Origin of the sequence: Micromonospora sp. DH14 (assembly GCF_029809455.1) — a bacterium.
In the GTDB taxonomy this organism is placed as follows: Bacteria; Actinomycetota; Actinomycetes; order Mycobacteriales; family Micromonosporaceae; genus Micromonospora; species Micromonospora parva.
The window spans coordinates 87,193-102,064 of the sequence record NZ_JARVKT010000018.1 but is presented as its reverse complement, the minus strand read 5'-3'; the positions used below and the strand labels follow the sequence as shown (position 1 = coordinate 102,064).

15 protein-coding genes are annotated in these 14,872 nt (G+C 71.9%); 8 read left to right on the top strand and 7 right to left on the bottom strand.

Going from position 1 to position 14,872, the window contains the following annotated elements:
* Positions 1-30 precede the first annotated feature (30 nt).
* Both QCZ28_RS22460 and QCZ28_RS22455 read right to left on the bottom strand, forming a co-directional pair.
* The gene (locus QCZ28_RS22460; protein WP_279518498.1) at positions 31-1,371 is read right to left on the bottom strand and encodes a hypothetical protein; all 1,341 of its coding nucleotides are present in this window, start codon (positions 1,369-1,371) and stop codon (positions 31-33) included.
* A gap of 5 nt (positions 1,372-1,376) precedes the next feature.
* A complete protein-coding gene (locus tag QCZ28_RS22455; protein WP_030335497.1) occupies positions 1,377-1,853 on the bottom strand; it encodes a hypothetical protein in 477 nt (158 codons plus the stop codon).
* A gap of 103 nt (positions 1,854-1,956) precedes the next feature.
* On the opposite strand from QCZ28_RS22455, the gene QCZ28_RS22450 reads away from it, so the two are divergent.
* Both QCZ28_RS22450 and QCZ28_RS22445 read left to right on the top strand, forming a co-directional pair.
* The gene (locus QCZ28_RS22450) at positions 1,957-2,823 is read left to right on the top strand and encodes a copper resistance protein CopC (protein WP_279518497.1); all 867 of its coding nucleotides are present in this window, start codon (positions 1,957-1,959) and stop codon (positions 2,821-2,823) included.
* A gap of 248 nt (positions 2,824-3,071) precedes the next feature.
* The gene (locus QCZ28_RS22445) at positions 3,072-5,477 is read left to right on the top strand and encodes a ricin-type beta-trefoil lectin domain protein (protein WP_279518496.1); all 2,406 of its coding nucleotides are present in this window, start codon (positions 3,072-3,074) and stop codon (positions 5,475-5,477) included.
* A gap of 71 nt (positions 5,478-5,548) precedes the next feature.
* Here QCZ28_RS22445 and QCZ28_RS22440 read toward each other — a convergent pair whose 3' ends face one another.
* Together QCZ28_RS22440 and QCZ28_RS22435 are read right to left on the bottom strand one after the other, a co-directional pair.
* Positions 5,549-6,508, bottom strand: coding sequence for a hypothetical protein (locus QCZ28_RS22440; RefSeq protein ID WP_279518524.1), 960 nt, complete (start codon positions 6,506-6,508; stop codon positions 5,549-5,551).
* Between the two features lie 168 nt (positions 6,509-6,676).
* Positions 6,677-7,063: a DUF2267 domain-containing protein gene (locus QCZ28_RS22435; RefSeq protein WP_030335491.1), complete on the bottom strand. Its 387-nt coding sequence runs from the start codon at positions 7,061-7,063 to the stop codon at positions 6,677-6,679.
* Between the two features lie 177 nt (positions 7,064-7,240).
* Here QCZ28_RS22435 and QCZ28_RS22430 point away from each other — a divergent pair, with 177 nt between their 5' ends.
* The 3 genes from QCZ28_RS22430 to QCZ28_RS22420 all read left to right on the top strand — a co-directional run bounded on the left by QCZ28_RS22430 (position 7,241) and on the right by QCZ28_RS22420 (position 8,759).
* The gene (locus tag QCZ28_RS22430; RefSeq protein WP_279518495.1) at positions 7,241-7,573 is read left to right on the top strand and encodes a nuclear transport factor 2 family protein; all 333 of its coding nucleotides are present in this window, start codon (positions 7,241-7,243) and stop codon (positions 7,571-7,573) included.
* A gap of 283 nt (positions 7,574-7,856) precedes the next feature.
* Positions 7,857-8,276 (top strand): ATP-binding protein, encoded by a 420-nt coding sequence (locus QCZ28_RS22425; protein WP_279518494.1) that lies wholly within the window; start codon positions 7,857-7,859, stop codon positions 8,274-8,276.
* A 105-nt stretch (positions 8,277-8,381) separates the two neighbouring features.
* Positions 8,382-8,759: a nuclear transport factor 2 family protein gene (locus QCZ28_RS22420; protein ID WP_279518493.1), complete on the top strand. Its 378-nt coding sequence runs from the start codon at positions 8,382-8,384 to the stop codon at positions 8,757-8,759.
* A gap of 1 nt (position 8,760) precedes the next feature.
* Here the strand turns inward: QCZ28_RS22420 and QCZ28_RS22415 are convergent, their stop codons facing one another.
* Together QCZ28_RS22415 and QCZ28_RS22410 are read right to left on the bottom strand one after the other, a co-directional pair.
* Positions 8,761-9,288: an SUKH-4 family immunity protein gene (locus tag QCZ28_RS22415; protein WP_279518492.1), complete on the bottom strand. Its 528-nt coding sequence runs from the start codon at positions 9,286-9,288 to the stop codon at positions 8,761-8,763.
* A 173-nt stretch (positions 9,289-9,461) separates the two neighbouring features.
* Positions 9,462-9,932 (bottom strand): hypothetical protein, encoded by a 471-nt coding sequence (locus QCZ28_RS22410; protein WP_030335483.1) that lies wholly within the window; start codon positions 9,930-9,932, stop codon positions 9,462-9,464.
* 104 nt (positions 9,933-10,036) lie between these two features.
* Here QCZ28_RS22410 and trpB point away from each other — a divergent pair, with 104 nt between their 5' ends.
* From trpB to QCZ28_RS22395, 3 genes are read left to right on the top strand one after another with little or no spacing between them, the layout of a single operon-like run.
* Entirely contained in the window at positions 10,037-11,218 is a 1,182-nt protein-coding gene (gene trpB, locus QCZ28_RS22405; RefSeq protein ID WP_279518491.1) for a tryptophan synthase subunit beta, read from the top strand.
* The gene (trpA, locus tag QCZ28_RS22400; RefSeq protein ID WP_279518490.1) at positions 11,215-11,937 is read left to right on the top strand and encodes a tryptophan synthase subunit alpha; all 723 of its coding nucleotides are present in this window, start codon (positions 11,215-11,217) and stop codon (positions 11,935-11,937) included. Before trpB ends, trpA begins: the two co-directional genes overlap by 4 nt.
* A 57-nt stretch (positions 11,938-11,994) precedes the next feature.
* A complete protein-coding gene (locus tag QCZ28_RS22395) occupies positions 11,995-12,726 on the top strand; it encodes a GntR family transcriptional regulator (RefSeq protein WP_279518489.1) in 732 nt (243 codons plus the stop codon).
* Here QCZ28_RS22395 and QCZ28_RS22390 read toward each other — a convergent pair.
* Positions 12,723-14,846 carry a PQQ-dependent sugar dehydrogenase gene (locus QCZ28_RS22390; protein ID WP_279518488.1) on the bottom strand — a complete coding sequence of 708 codons (2,124 nt, stop codon included), beginning with the start codon at positions 14,844-14,846 and terminating at the stop codon, positions 12,723-12,725. The genes QCZ28_RS22395 and QCZ28_RS22390 overlap by 4 nt on opposite strands.
* Between the last annotated feature and the right edge of the window lie 26 nt (positions 14,847-14,872).

Genomic DNA, 14,872 nt, shown 5'->3' with positions numbered 1-14,872 from the left:
TCATGGCGCACGCCTTGGAACCGGGCGGCACTACCCCGCGTAGAGCAGCAGCAGACCGGCGACGGTGTAGGCGACCATCAGCGCGAGCAGGGGCAGTTGACCGGCCACCGCCCGGGCGCGGGGGAACAGGTGCAGGGCCCGGTCGTGGGCGAGCAGGGTGCCGAGCAGGTGCCCGACGATGATGACGGTGATCTGGAGGGTGGCCACCCCGGAGGGCGTGACCAGCGCGGTGTGCGGCTCCCAGCCGGCGGTGCCGAGCCAGTTGGCGCCGGTGCCCAGCGGGTCGGAGAGCAACGCGACGGTGCGCTGGCCCTCCAGGATCAGCAGTGAGTAGTAGTGCGCCACCACATACCCGACCGCGATCGGCACGATGGAGTGGGCGATCTCGCCCGGCACGGCACGGGCCTCGGCCGGGTCGGCGCGACCGATGCGCGCCGCGGCGCCGGTGGCGGCGAGGTAGGCCACCGCGACGGCGGCGATGACGAGGCTCAGGCCGGCGCTGCCGGTGACCGCCGGGTGCAGGCCGTTCTCCTGGCTGAAGCGCAACCAGCCCGGCGCGTTGGAAAGGCTGTCGTACATTGTCGAGCCGAGCAGCACGATCACCACGGCGACCAGCCCGGGGCGGGGACGCAGACCGGCGATCCCGTCGAGCGGGTTGCGCCACACCAGGACGCCGTCGGCGGCCCGGCCGAGCGGGGCGAGCTGACCGATCACTGTGCTGTACGCCTCGAACGGGTCGGCGTGGTCGAACCAGCCGGCGCCGAACACCACCGCGCCGACCAGCAGGAGCACCGCGTACCCGGCCAGCCAGGCGGTGATGACCGGCAGGGTGGCCCGGTCGGGGGCGACCAGTTCCAGCCAGACGAACCCGAACAGGGTGGCGGCGGCGGGCCACCATCCGACCCCGTCGGGCAGTTCACGCAGCCCGCGGTGCGGGTCGCGCCGCGCGGCCAGCGCGGCGAGCAGGTGCACGGTACGCAGCGGGTTGACCGCCCGCCAGACGGGGCCGAGCAGCAGCGACAGCGGTGCCAGCCCGACCCAGAGCAGGACGTAGAGCGTGCCGGCCGTCGGGTTGTCAGCGGTGTCCGGCCCGCCCAGCAGGCCGAGGCAGAACCAGGCGGCGGCGAGCAGGCCGAGCCCGCGCAGCGCCCACCGGACGGTCTGCGCGTCGACGAGTCGACCGAGCCAGCGCGGCACGGGGCGACCGCCGGTGGCGTCCCGGTCGAGCCGGGGTTCGCGCCACAGCACACCCAGTGCCACGAACGTGACGACGAGGGTCAGCGCGGCGGCGACGACGAGCTGCGGCAGCGTGATCGGCAGGTCCTGGCGGCCACCGGCACCGTGGGCCAGCAGCGTGGGCGCGGCCGTCATGCCGCTCAGCGGACGACGAGCTGGAAGAGCACCAGCTCGGAGTCGTGCGTCTCCACCTCGAACAGTCCGGTCTGGTCGGCGCGGAACTCGACCGAGCCAGGCGTACCGGCCGGCAGCCGGGCGCCCAGGTCGTAGCCGTGCACGTGCAGTTCGTCGGACACGTCGGAGGTGACGGTGATCCGGACCAGCTCGCCCTTACTGACGGTGACCCGACCGGTCGGCGGATCGACCCGCCGCTTCGCGATCGTCACGGTGATCTGTCGGTCCACCGCCGGGGTGCTGGCGGCGGCGCTGGGAGTGCCGGTGGGCGTCGGGGCGGGTGCGGTGGGGGTGGCGCCCGACGGGCCGGCGGACGTCGGCGCCGTCGAGGGGGTGCCCACCGAGGGGTCGTCGTCCTGCCCGCAACCGGCGAGGAGCAGGGCGGCGAGGGCGACGGCGGTGACGGTCGCGGCTGTGCGGGCGGCGGGGGTACGGACGAACACGGGTGGACTCCGAACGACGCGAGGGGGACGGGTGTCGGTTTGATCGTCGGGGAGGAGAACTCTACGTCTTGTTCGGTGCCGGGGAAATGACCATGATGAACGAATGCGATCGAAGCTGGTCACTGTGCGTAAGGTTCTGAGCCGTACCGTGGCGGCGCTGGCGGCGACCCTGGCGGTGTCGCTGCTGCTGCCGGTCGCCCCGGCGTACGCGCACGGCCAGCTGGCGACCTCCACCCCGCTGACCGGCACCGTGGTACGCGAGCCGCTGACGCAGCTGGCGTTGTACTTCACCGAGAAGCCGGCCTCGAACGCGCACTTCGCCGTCACCGGGCCGGACGGGTCGCGGGTGGACAGTGGCTGGTCGCACGGTGAGCCGAAGCGACTGGACAAGCCGGTCACCGAGTACTTCATGGTCAACGGCGTGTTCGAGCCACGGCTGTACCACACCGGCTTTCCGGCCATGGTGACCGTCGCCCACTGGCCGGCGAAGGGCCGTTACACCGCCAGCTATCTCTCCGTCGCCTCCGACGGTGAGGCGGTGCGGGGCGAGGTGAGCTTCGACTACCAGGGCCCCGGCACGCCCGCCCCGGCCGGTTGGTCGCCGCCCACGGCGGGGCCGGATCCGGCGCTGCTCGCCCAGGCCGAGGGTAAGGGCTCGACCACCCCCGGAGCCAGCGGCAGCCCGGTCGCCCCCACCGGCGCGGTTGCGGACGACCCGGCCGGTGCCGCCCCGGAGCAGCGCGGCGGCGGCTTCCCGGCCTGGCTGGTCCCGGCCCTGATCGTCGTGGTGGTCTCGGCGGTGGTGTTGCTGGCGGCCCGCCGTCGACCGGCGACGCGGGGCGCCTCCCCGGCGGGCCGCCGGCCGACCGGCGCGGCGGGTCGGGGCGGCGGCGGCACCCGCAAGGCCGCGGGTCCGGCTCGGAAGACCGGCGCCCGGACGGGTGGTCCGGCGCGGCGCGGACGGCGGTAGACCACCGCAGCACCCGGCATTCTTCGCGTACCGCCTCGAACTTTCGCACAGACATAGGAAACTTTTGATGTATCGAGGCGAAGCCATGGACAGTGCAATCGAAACCCCTTAATGTCTCGACCCATCAACCCGGTGTTTCCGCACTGTCACTCGTCGGCGTCGAGGACGTTACGGAGCCGGGGCCGACGGTCATCCTCACCGCTGATCCACGCCGGCCGTCGGGCACTCCACCGCCTCCTGGAGGAACGATGGGCACACCCCTGCTACGCCGACTCCACCATCCCGCCCTCGGTGCGCTGGCGCTCGTCCTCGCCGCCGGCCTCTGGGCCGTCCCCGCCACCGCCGCCCCCGCGCAGGAACCGGGCGTCACACTGCGCGTCTTCGATGTGCAGGTGCCGCTGTCCGAGCTGTGCACCCTCAAGCCCGCCCAGACCCCGAACGTGGACAAGCTGATGTCCACCATCAACTGGACCTCGGCGGCCGACTTCGGCTTCGAGGACAACTTCGTCTCGCAGGTGCTCGGCAACATCACCACCACCCAGGCCGGCAGCTACACGTTCCGGCTCAGCAGCGACGACGGATCCAAGCTGTCCATCGACAACGCCGTGGTGATCAACCACGACGGTCTGCACGGCGCGACCCCGCCCAAGGAGGGCACGGTCACCCTCACCGCCGGTCTGCACCCGCTGCGCATCGACCACTTCGAGCGCGGCGGTGGGCAGCAGATCACCCTGGAGTGGAAGACGCCCGGCTCGTCGGCCTTCGTGGTCGTACCGAACTCGGCGCTGAGCACCGACGCCGGCGTGGTCCGGGTGACCGCGCCCGGGCGCAAGGAGTGCGAAGGGGTCTTCGACTCCCCCGGCGACGGACTGCCGCTGACCGGCGTACACCCCGGCTACACGCTGACCAACCTGCGGCCCAGCGGCTTCCAGCCGAAGGTCACCGGGATGGACTGGCTGGCCGACGGCCGGCTCGTCATCAGCACCTGGGGTGGCAGCGACCAGTCCGGCACCTCCCAGGACGGCGAGGTCTGGATCCTCGGCAACACCGGCGGGTCGACCAGCCCCGGCACCGTGACCACCAAGAAGATCGCCGGTGGCCTGAAGGAGCCGATGGGGCTCAAGGTCGTCGACGGGGTGGTCTACGTGACCGAGAAACAGCGGTTGACCCGGCTGGTGAACACCGGCGGTGACGAGGCGGCCGAACGCCTGGAAACCGTTGCCACCTGGCCCTACGGCGGCAACTTCCACGAGTTCGCCTTCGGCCTGCTCTACGCCGACGGGTTCTTCTACCTGAACCTGTCAGTGTCGATCAACTCCGGCGGCGCCACCACCAACCCGCAACCCGCCACCAACCGGGGCACCACCATCAAGGTCAACAAGGACACCGGCGCGGTCAGTTACGTCGCCGGCGGCCTGCGTACGCCGCACGGCATCGGCTGGGGCCCGGAGGGCGGCCTCTTCGTCACCGACAACCAGGGCGGCTGGCTGCCCTCGTCGAAGCTGGTGCACGTCAAGCAGGGCCGGTTCTTCAACCACTACACGAACCCGGCGGGGCCTTTCGACACCGCCCCGGTCACGCAGCCGGTGCTCTGGATGCCGCAGAACGAGATCGCCAACTCGCCCAGCACGCCGCTCTACCTGACCAGCGGCCGGTACGCCGGCCAGTTCGTCATCGGCGACGTGACCTACGGCGGCCTGCAACGGGCGAACGTGGAGAAGGTCAACGGCGAGTACCAGGGCGCCCTGTTCCGGCTCACCCAGGGCCTGGAGGCGGGCGTCTCCGAGGTCAACATCGGCCCGGACGGCGCGATCTACGTCGGTGGGCTCGGCGCGGGCGGCAACTGGGGCCAGAGCGGCAAGCTGTCGTACGGCCTGCAGAAACTCACTCCGAACGGTTCCACCACGTTCGAGATGCTCGCGATGCACGCCACCACGACCGGCTTCGAGGTGGAGTACACCCAGCCCGTCTCGGCGGGGACCGCCGCCGAACTGGCCGCGCGCTACAAGATCAAGCAATGGCGGTACGTGGCGACGTCGGCCTACGGCGGGCCGAAGATCGACGAGGAGACGCTGACCGTCACCTCGGCCACCCTGTCGGCGGACGGAAAGAAGGTCACACTGGTGGTGCCCGGTCGCAAGGCCGGTCGGGTGGTGCACCTGCGCTCGCCGCGCCCGTTCACCTCCACCACCGGCCAGTCACTGTGGAGCACCGAGGCGTGGTACACGCTCAACTCCATCCCGGGCAGTCCGCCACCGCCGACCGGCGGCACCATCACCGGCGTCGGCGGCAGGTGCCTGGACGTCGACAACTCGGGCACCGCCGACGGTACGAAGATCCAGCTCTGGACCTGCAACAACACCGCCGCGCAGTCGTGGACCCGGGTCGGCGACACCTACCGCGCGCTCGGCAAGTGCCTGGACGTGGACAACGCGGGCACCGCGAACGGCACGAAGATCCAGCTCTGGACCTGCAACGGCACCGGCGCGCAGGTCTGGCAACCGCAGAGCGACGGGTCGATCCGCAACCCGCAGTCCGGGAAGATCATGGAGGCCGCCGGCGGCAACACCGCCGAGGGCACCCAGATCCAACTCGGCACCTACGCGGGCGGCGCACACCAGAAGTGGGTGGTCAGCAGCGGGGTGACCGGCTGACCTACGACGGGGCGCGGTCTGGTCGGCGGATCAGGCCGTGCCCCGGCCCGTTTGGCGCGTGGGGAGCACGCTCAGCGGAACAGCACGGGCCGGTTCCCCCGAGCGCCGACGAGCTGGCCCTGGATGTTGATGTCCTCGATCACGTCGGTCTCTTGCACGCCCCGGGTGGTCAGGTCGGTCATCACCCCGTTGCGCCAGAGGAACGGGTGCCACGCAGCGGTGGTGCTGCTCTGGCCCACCACGTCGCCCCGGTCGTTGATCGCGGTGGCGCGGCTCCAGTCGCCACCGAGCGTGCCGAGGTCGGTCAGTGTCCCGTTCTGCCAGCGGAACGCCCGACCGTTCGCCGCGCCCACCACCTGGCCACGGTTGTTGATCCCGAGGGCCTCGCTGCCGATCTGGGTGAGCACCCCGTCGCGCAGGCGACCGCCGACGCAGGTGCACGGGTAGTCCTGTGGCGGCACGTTGAACCCACCCACCACGTCTCCCGCGTTGTTGAAGTCGGCGGTGGACTCGTAGAAGTACTGCCGGCCCAGGTCGGTGAAGACGCCGTTGCGCCACAGGAAGCGGTGCGGCATGTCGCCGGCCGGTTCGCTGGTGCCGAGCACCTGCCGCCGGTCGTTGACCCCGATCGCCACACTGTTCTCCCCGCCCAGCGTGCCCAGGTCACGGAGCTGGCCATCGCGCCAGAGCACCGCTCGGGTCAGGTAGTCCGAGCCGAAAGAGGTGATCGCCACATCGCCGAACTCGTTGACATCCACGGCGGTGGAATCCGTGTCACCCGGCAGCACGCCCAGGTCGGTGATGACACCGTGACGCCAGAACACGGCGTGCCGCGCGCCGCCGGCGACGGTGCTCCAGCCGACGATGTCGCCGCGGTCGTTCATCGCCGTGGCAGCGCCGTCACCTCCGCTCAGGGTGCCGAGATCGACGACCCGGTAGCTGGGTGAGGACGCGGCGGCGGGAGCGGGGGTGAGGGTGATCAGCGCGACGACGGTCGTCGCCGCACTCAGCAGGGGACGCGGGGACACCATGGACGCCAAGGGGACGCTCCTCTGGTCGGAGCGGCGACGACCCGGCGGACGGGCGCGGGCCATCACCACTGTGCGTTCGTTCGGTAACGCACAGTAGATCCGGTGTCGAAGCGGCGCACCAGGGACCGAACGGTCATCGACACCCGGCATCCGGCCGTGGGGCGTCGGTCAGGGGCCGTGCGGCAGCGGCTGCGCCAGCGCCCGCAGGTCCGCCGGCAGCTGGGCCAGCGCGTCCTCGAACTCCCGGTGCCCGACCACCCGGTGCATCGTCTGCAACACCGCGCGGGTGCCCCGCTCGGCGGCCGGGCGGTCGATCCCGGCGCGGTCGGCCACCCGGCGCAGGAACTCGTCGTAGTCGAACGTTTCGGCCGGCTCGGCCGCCTTGACCAGCAGCGGGCTCAGTTCGTCGGCCAGGTGGGGAGCCAACGCGCCCGCCTCCCCGCCGCTGAGCCGCTCGGTGAGGGTCCGCAGGACCGCCTCGGTGAGCGGGCGCGCCTGCTCCGGCGAAACATTCGCGCGTGCCGCAACCTTGTCGACGAACGCCAGCTCGGCCATGTCCCCGCCCTTCGCCTCGGAGACGCGTGGCTACCCGGGCCACGCGGCAGCAAACCCGACGGCCGGCGCGATGGTTCTGCTGGTTGCCCCGCGCGACGCCGTCGGCTTCTCGTACGGTGAGGTCGGACCGGGAACCCGACGGCTGCCCGACGGCGGCCCGTGCCGCAGGAGGAGCAGATGGCCCTCGACCTGCCCGACGTGATCGACCGGTACTTCCGGGCCGTCAACGACCGGGACCTGGACGCCTTCGTCGCCTGCTTCGCCGACACCGCGAGCGTCGCCGACGAGGATCGGGTGTACGACGGGCGGGCCTCGATCCGCTCCTGGCGGCAGAAGACCATGGACGCCTACTCGTACACCGCCGAGCCGGTCCGCCTCACTCCGCAGGCGGGCGATTCGTACCTGGCCCTCACCCGGGTGTCCGGCGACTTCCCTGGCAGCCCGGTCGAGCTGCGGTACCGGTTCACGCTGCGCGACGGGCTGATCGGCGCCCTGGACATCCGCCAGTGACGGCGAACCCGTCCACCGCCGCGACGGCGCCGTGCCGCGAGTCCGACCCGGCCGCGCGGTGACCGCGTCCGGCCAGCGAGCCCAGCCGGGCGATCCGGCCCGCAGGTGATCAACCGCCGAACGGACGAGACGGCCAACGGGTCAGTGGATGACATGATGTGAGGAACAGCTGTCGCTACGAGAAGGGTTCCGGCTGCCCGATGGCGCACTTCGAGGCTCGCACGCCGACGACACCCGCGTGGATCGCGGTGCCGCCGGCCGGGCAGCCGCGTCGGGCGGGCTGATGCCGGGAGAGCGACGGGAGGCCGTGGCCGAGCAGAACGTCCCGACCCACGCCACGGACACCATGGCGTACCAGGTCGCGACCGACGTGCGAGCGCTGCGCGCGTTCGTCAGCGCTGGGGCGCTGGCCCGCGGCCTGTCGGCGGAGCGGGTGGAGCTGTTGACGCTGGCGGTCAGCGAGCTGGCCACCAACACGTTGCAGCACACCACCGGCGGCGGCTGGGTCCGGCTCTGGGCAGAGTCGGGTCAGCTGTTCTGCGACGTGGTCGACCACGGGCCGACGCGGGTGTTCGGGCGCAGCATGCCGGCCGCCGACTCGGTACGCGGTCGCGGGCTGGCCATCGTCGAGCAGATCTGTGACGAGGTGGCGGTGCTCACCGGCCCCGGGGAGACCGTCGTACGGATTCGCCTGAGTCTGTGAACGTCGGCGGCGATCCCCGCCCACGCGGGCCACGACGGCTGTCACAATGCGGACAGCCCGGGCCGACGGTGGCCCCGGCTCAGCCCCGAACAGGAGGACGCCACGATGCCGGACAGCGCACGTGAGGCGGAGCTGCTCGACGCCGAGCGCACCCTGCAGGCCGCCCAGCGAGCCGGCGACGTCGCCGCCCTGGACCAACTGCTGGTCGACCAGCTGATCGCCATCGGCCCGGACGGGCGTGCGCTCACCAAGCAGGACGACCTGACCGCCCACCGGGAGCGCCGCTCGGTCGTCGAGGAGTTGGTGGAGGAAGAACTGGACCTGCTCGTCGTCGGTAGGACAGGGGTCACGTTCTTCCTGGGTCGGGTGTCCGGAACCCTCGACGGGGTGCCGTTCGCGGCGCGGCTGCGCTACACGCGGACCTGGGTCCACGACGACCCACACGGCTGGCGGGTCCTGGCCGCGCACATCAGCCCGGTCTGACTCAGCTCGGGTCCTCGTCGTCCTCGTCGAGCAGGCCCTGCTCGTCGAGGAACGCGAACCACCGGTCGTCGGCGGGGGTCAGGTCGGCGTAACCCGGCCCGAGCAGGTAGTAGTCCACGAAGGATTCCACGTCGGGGGCGAGCTCCTCGAACGCGTCGGCCATGAACCACTCGGTGCCGGTGGGTGGGAAGTACCAGATCGCTCCGGTGCCACGGTCCATGAAGACCGGTTCGTCGCTGCGGGTGCCGATCACCAGCCAGCCGGCCCGGTTCTGCGGAATGGCCGAGAAGTCGGGCGCGTAGTCCAGGTGGTACTGGATCCCCGGCAGCGTCGACGTGGACGCCAGCTCGACCCGACCCGCCCGGATCCCGTCGGCCACCAGCAGGAGATCCCGCAGGTCGGCCGGGAGCCCCGCCGGCACGGCGTCGATGGCCGCCCCCTCGCCGAACTCGGCGTACGCCAGGCTCTCCGGCAGATCGGCCAGGTCGGCCCGCAGCTCCTCGATGAGCTGCCGCAGCTCGGCGTTCACCGCACCACCTCTGTTCGGATGAGGCCCGACTGCGCGGTTACCGGCGAGCCGATGCGCGGTTTGGTTCTACCACGCGTCGGCCCGCCCGGGCGTCACCTCGCCGAATCCGCCAGACCAACGGGAACGGGAACTGCCCACGAATCGGTCGGAGGCTCTGCCGTCGAGCCCTTTCCTCAGGTCACGACGGCGTCGATCGGGCCGACGCGCAGGGTGCCGTCGTTGAGGGGGGTGCAGCGGATGCCGCCGGTGGTGCGCAGCGCCTTCCACGCCCCCGGGCCGACGGTGACGTCCATCCAGGCGCACGGTCGGGCCGCCCGGTTGACCCGCAGGCTGACCGGGCCGTCGCCGGAGTCCAGCACCAGCACTCTGCCGATCAGCTCGTCGACGGCGATCCCGGTGGTGAGGATGTTGCGCCGCACCTCGGCCAGGCCGATGCCGTCCGGCAGCGATTCCCGGGCGATGACGGTGACGCTGGCGTCGCGGTGTGCCTGCTGACCGAAGTACCGGTCGCCGACGATGCCGAGGCCGGCCCGGATCCGGACGGCGTCGACCAGTTCGCCGGGTGGGGCGGGTGCCGGACCGTCGGCGGGCCGGCCCAGGAAGCGGTGCACGGGCGAGGCCAGCAACTCGACGATCTCCGGCATGACAGGAAGTCTACGAAGCGGACGGGGTGCCGCGGCGCAGGTCGACGGATGACGAGAAGGGTCTGCTGTTGCCAGGGCACTCCAAGCTGTTCTATAACTGTTGCATGAGTTCTATAACAGTACGCGCGACGGTGGTCCCCGGGCGGTACGGAAGCTATGGCGGGCGGTACGTGCCGGAATCCCTGATCCCCGCCTGCGAGGCGGTCTCCGAGGCCTTCTCCGAGGCGTGGGCCGATCCCCGGTTCCGGGGCAGCCTCACCGCTCTGCTGTCGGCGCACGTGGGACGGCCGACGCCGCTGACGCCGGCCGTGCGACTGTCGGCCGAACTCGGGGTGACGGTGCTGCTCAAGCGGGAAGACCTGACGCACACCGGATCCCACAAGATCAACAACGTGCTCGGGCAGGCGTTGCTGGCCCGGCGCATGGGGCGTACCCGTCTGATCGCCGAGACCGGAGCGGGCATGCACGGCGTCGCGACGGCGACGGCCGGTGCCCTGCTCGGTCTACCGGTGACGGTGTTCATGGGCGAACGCGACGTGGAACGCCAGGCACACAACGTCTTCCGGATGCGGCTGCTGGGCGCCGAGGTCGTTACGGTGACCACCGGCAGCCGCACGCTCAAGGACGCCACCAGCGAGGCCATGCGCCACTGGGTGACCGACGCCGACGAGGCGTACTACTGCGTGGGCTCGGTCATCGGTCCGCACCCCTACCCGATGATGGTCCGCGAGTTCCAGCGCGTCATCGGTGACGAGGCCCGACAGCAGTGCGCGGCCGAACTGCCCGCTGCCACCCCCGACTACGTGGTCGCCTGCGTCGGCGGCGGCAGCAACGCGGCCGGCACGTTCGCCGGGTTCGTCGAGACGTCGGCGAAGCTCGTCGGGGTGGAGGCCGAAGGCGGCTCCGGCGCGGCGAACGGGGAGGTCGGCGTCCTGCACGGCTTCCGGTCGCTGTTCCTGCAGGACGAGCACGGGCAGATCAGGGAGGCGCACTCGATCGCGGCCGGGCTGGACTACCCGGGCGTCGGCCCCGAGCACGCGTACCTGCGCGATCTGGGGCGCGCCCGGTACGTCACCGCCTCCGACGGGGAGGCGGTCGCGGCCGCGGTCCGGCTCGCGCGGGCCGAGGGCGTGCTGCCCGCCATCGAGTCGGCCCACGCGCTCGCCTGGGTCGTTCGCGCCGCCGGCACACCGGAACTGCCCAGCGGGTCGACAGTGCTCGTCACCCTCTCGGGGCGCGGCGACAAGGACGTGACCACCCTGATCGCGGAGGCGGACCTCGGATGAAGCTGTTGATGCCCTACGTCACCGGCGGGATCGTGCCCGGTTGGACGGCCTTCCTGAGCGCCTTCGCGCACGCCGGGGCCGACATGATCGAGGTCGGGCTGCCGTTCTCCGATCCCACTGTGGACGGCCGCACCATCCAGGAGGCCTCGGACGCGGCGCTCGCCCGGGGCGCCACGCCCGCCTCGGTCCTGGCGGACCTCGCCGGAACGCGGGTGGGCATCCCCCTCGTCGCCAGCACGTACGCCAACATCGCGCTGCGGCCGGGGTTCGGCGACGCGCTCACGGCGGCCGGGGTGACCGGGCTGATCGTGCCCGACCTGCCCCTCGACGAGCTGGCCGGGTTACACGTGCCGGGCGTCCAGGTGAGTCTGCTCGCCTCGCCCGCCACGCCGGACGACCGGCTCGCCGAGATCGGCCGGCGCAGTCAGGGTTTCGTGTACGCCGTCTCGGTCATGGGCACGACCGGCGAACGCGAGCGGCTCGCGCCCTCGGCCGTCCTGCTGGCCGCTCGCCTCAAGCAGGTCACCGACCTGCCCGTGCTCGTGGGCTTCGGCATCTCGACCCCGCAGCAGGCGGCCGAGGCGGCGGCGGCAGCCGACGGGGTCATCGTCGGCGCGGCCGTCATGCGGCGCATCCTCGACGGGGCGAACCCCGCCGAGGTCGGGGCCTTCGTGGCGTCACTGCGGGCCGCGCTGTCGCCGGTGGCCCCCGTGCGATGATCGGCGGTGGCCGTCGACGACGGGGGGCGGACAGTCGACGCATCGGGAGGCAGACCAGTGGCACGCTATCGGGCCATCGCCGCCGACCTCGCCGCCAAGATCCGCGACGGCCACTACCGGCCGGGCGACGCGCTGCCCGCGCAACGCGAGCTGAGCGCGGCGTACGGCGTCACGGTGATGACTCTGCGGCAGGCCCTGCGCGAGCTGAGCGCCGAGGGGCTGATCGTCCAGCGGCCCGGCAAGGGCACCTACGTCACACCGTCGCCCGCGGCGTACCAGCTGGGATCCTTGCGGAGCTTCGGCGACGACCTGCGCGAGCAGGGCCACGAGGTCCACACGACGGTGCTCTCCCGCGCGCAGCGCCGGGTGCCCGCACGCGTCGCGGCCCGGCTGCGGGTCCGCGAGGCCGAGACGGGCCTGCGCCTCGAACGGGTCCGCGCGTTCGCCGGCCGCCGCGCCATTCACCAGATCTCCTGGATACGCGAGCCGCACGCGAGCCGGTTGCACGACGTGGACTTCACCGGCACGTCGTTGTACGCGGCCCTGGCCGACCTCGGCGTGACGGTGGCCCGGGCGGCGGAGACGATCCGGCCGCAGGTGTTGAGCGCCGACGTGGCCCGGCATCTGGACGAGGCCGAGGGAGCGCCGGTGCTGGTCAGCGACCGGATCACCTACGCGCCCGACGGGACGGCCCTGGTGACGGACCGGGCGACGATGGTGGGCAGCATGATGCAGATCACCGCCGACCGGGCCGCCACCGGGCTGTCCCTGCACTACGGCGCGGTTTAGCCCGCCATTGACCCGGTGCCGGCTGGTGTGCCGGTGACGGTCAGGTCGCGCACCCGGCCCACGTTGTCGAACGAGCCGAAGCCGACCCGCCCCGCACCGAACGTGGTGTCCTTCGCGGTCAGCAGCGGGTCCCGGTCTCCGTCGACGTAGACGGCGATCTCGCCGGTGGCCGGCAGGTGCACCACCCGCACCCGGTGCCACCGGGCATCGGTGATCGCCGGGTTGGCGCCCCGGGACCGGCCGTTCCACTGGTGGTCGATGCGTTCCCGGTCGGCGTTGTTGACCTTGAAGATGCCGTTGTGTGGATAGATCGTGTTGTCGGTGGAGAGGTGGGCGTAGTAGAACTCGGTGTCCGAGCGCCAGCCGAAGACGATGATCACGTCCCGGTTGCTGACCTCCACCGGTGTGTCGAGCCGTACCTGGGCGTCCACCCGCACCGACGACCACTCGGGGCCGGCGGTCAGCACGGCGTACTCGAAGGGCCGGCGCGGACCCGGCCGGCTCTCCCCGGCCTCGGCCAGGATGACCTGGTCGCGGGTGAACCGCCACTTCGCCGGCGTCACCGGCGCCCAGTTCGCGGCCCCGGCGGTGCGCCGCAGGGTGGTGTGCCCGACGTCGCCGCTGGCGAACTCCCTGGTGCCGGTCACCTTCCAGACCTTCCCGTTGGCCTTCGCGACGACGTAGAGCTCACCGGCGGCGTCGGTGCCGAAGCGCAGGTCGACCCGGTTGGGGTCACCGGGCGCGCCCGGCGCGGACAGGTCGCGCATCCGGACCGGGGTGCCCGCCGCGTCGAAGAGCGCGAGTTGGTGGATCGTGGCCAGCTCGCGGCTTCGCCGCATCTCGTTGGCCTCGGTGTAGAACACCCGGCCGTCGACCAGGTCACCGAAGACGTACTTGCCGCGCAGCGCGGGCAGCGTCCGCCCCCGGTAGACGAAACCACCGGCCACCGCGACACCGACGTCGTCGGTGCAGTTCCAGCCGGCGGCGGGGTCGTGGTCGTACGCGGCGACCGGGTAGGTGTAGCCGTAGCTGGCGTCGTCGGCGGGCAGCGGAAGCAGCCGGTCGCAGGGGTTGGTGGCCGTCTTGTCGAAGACGAACGAGCCTTCCCGCTCGCTCCAGCCGAAGTTGTCCCCGGCACGGACCTCGTAGATCGCCTCGACGGCGTGTTCACCGATGTGCCCGAGGTACATCCGACCGGTCGCCCGGTCCCAACTGAACCGGTGCGGGTCCCGGAAACCCACAGCGTAGAGCTCGCCGAGCGCGCCAGCCCGCCCCACGAACGGGTTCGTCGGTGGGATGCCGTAGCGCCCGTTCGTGGCGTTGGTGCCCCGGGGGTCGATCCGCAGCAGCTTGCCGTGCGGCACCGCCAGGTTCTGCGGGTCGGTGTTGCGCGCGCCCTGCCCGCCGTCGCCGACGGCGAGGTACAGCAGGCCGTAGTCGCGGTCGTGGCGCTTGGCAGTCGGGTTGAAGTTGATCTCCTGGATGCCGTGCACCTGGCCGCCGAAGCCGATGCGCAGCACCTCGCGGCGCCCACCGGCGAAGGTGGCGGCGGCCGGGTCGGTCGCCGTCCACTCGGTGATGACGCCGTGGAAGAGCGTGTTGGGCTGGGCGTAGTCCGGGGTGGCGGTCGTCGTCGACGCCAACTCGGTGTGGATGGTGTAGAACCGGCCGTTCACCCCGAACTCCGGGTGGAACGCGACGTACCCGAAGCCCTGGCCGAGCCCACGACCGGAGAAGAACCGCGGCGCGAACGTCGCGGCCACGTCCAGGTAGACGTGCGGCACACCATTCTCGACCAGGTAGAGGCTGCCGTTGAGGTCGGGCACCGCCCGCCGGCCGGAGCCGTCGGGCACCTCCATGATGGTGTTGATCCGCGCGGTACGCATGAGCCGCGCGTCGGTCGGCGCGGGCGTGGGGTACGACTGCGGGAAGCTGGCGTACTCGCTGAGCACCAGCCCGAGTCGGGACTGGGTCGGCATCTCGGGGATCGGGTCGTAGACCGCGTCGGCGGCCCGCGCGGGGGTGGCGACCAGTGTGGACAGGATCAGCACGAAGGCGGTGAGCCCGGCCCTCACTGTGGGCCGGCGGGTGGTGCCGGCGCGGCGGTGCACTGTGCGCACGCGTGTCTCCTTCTCGGTGGGACGGT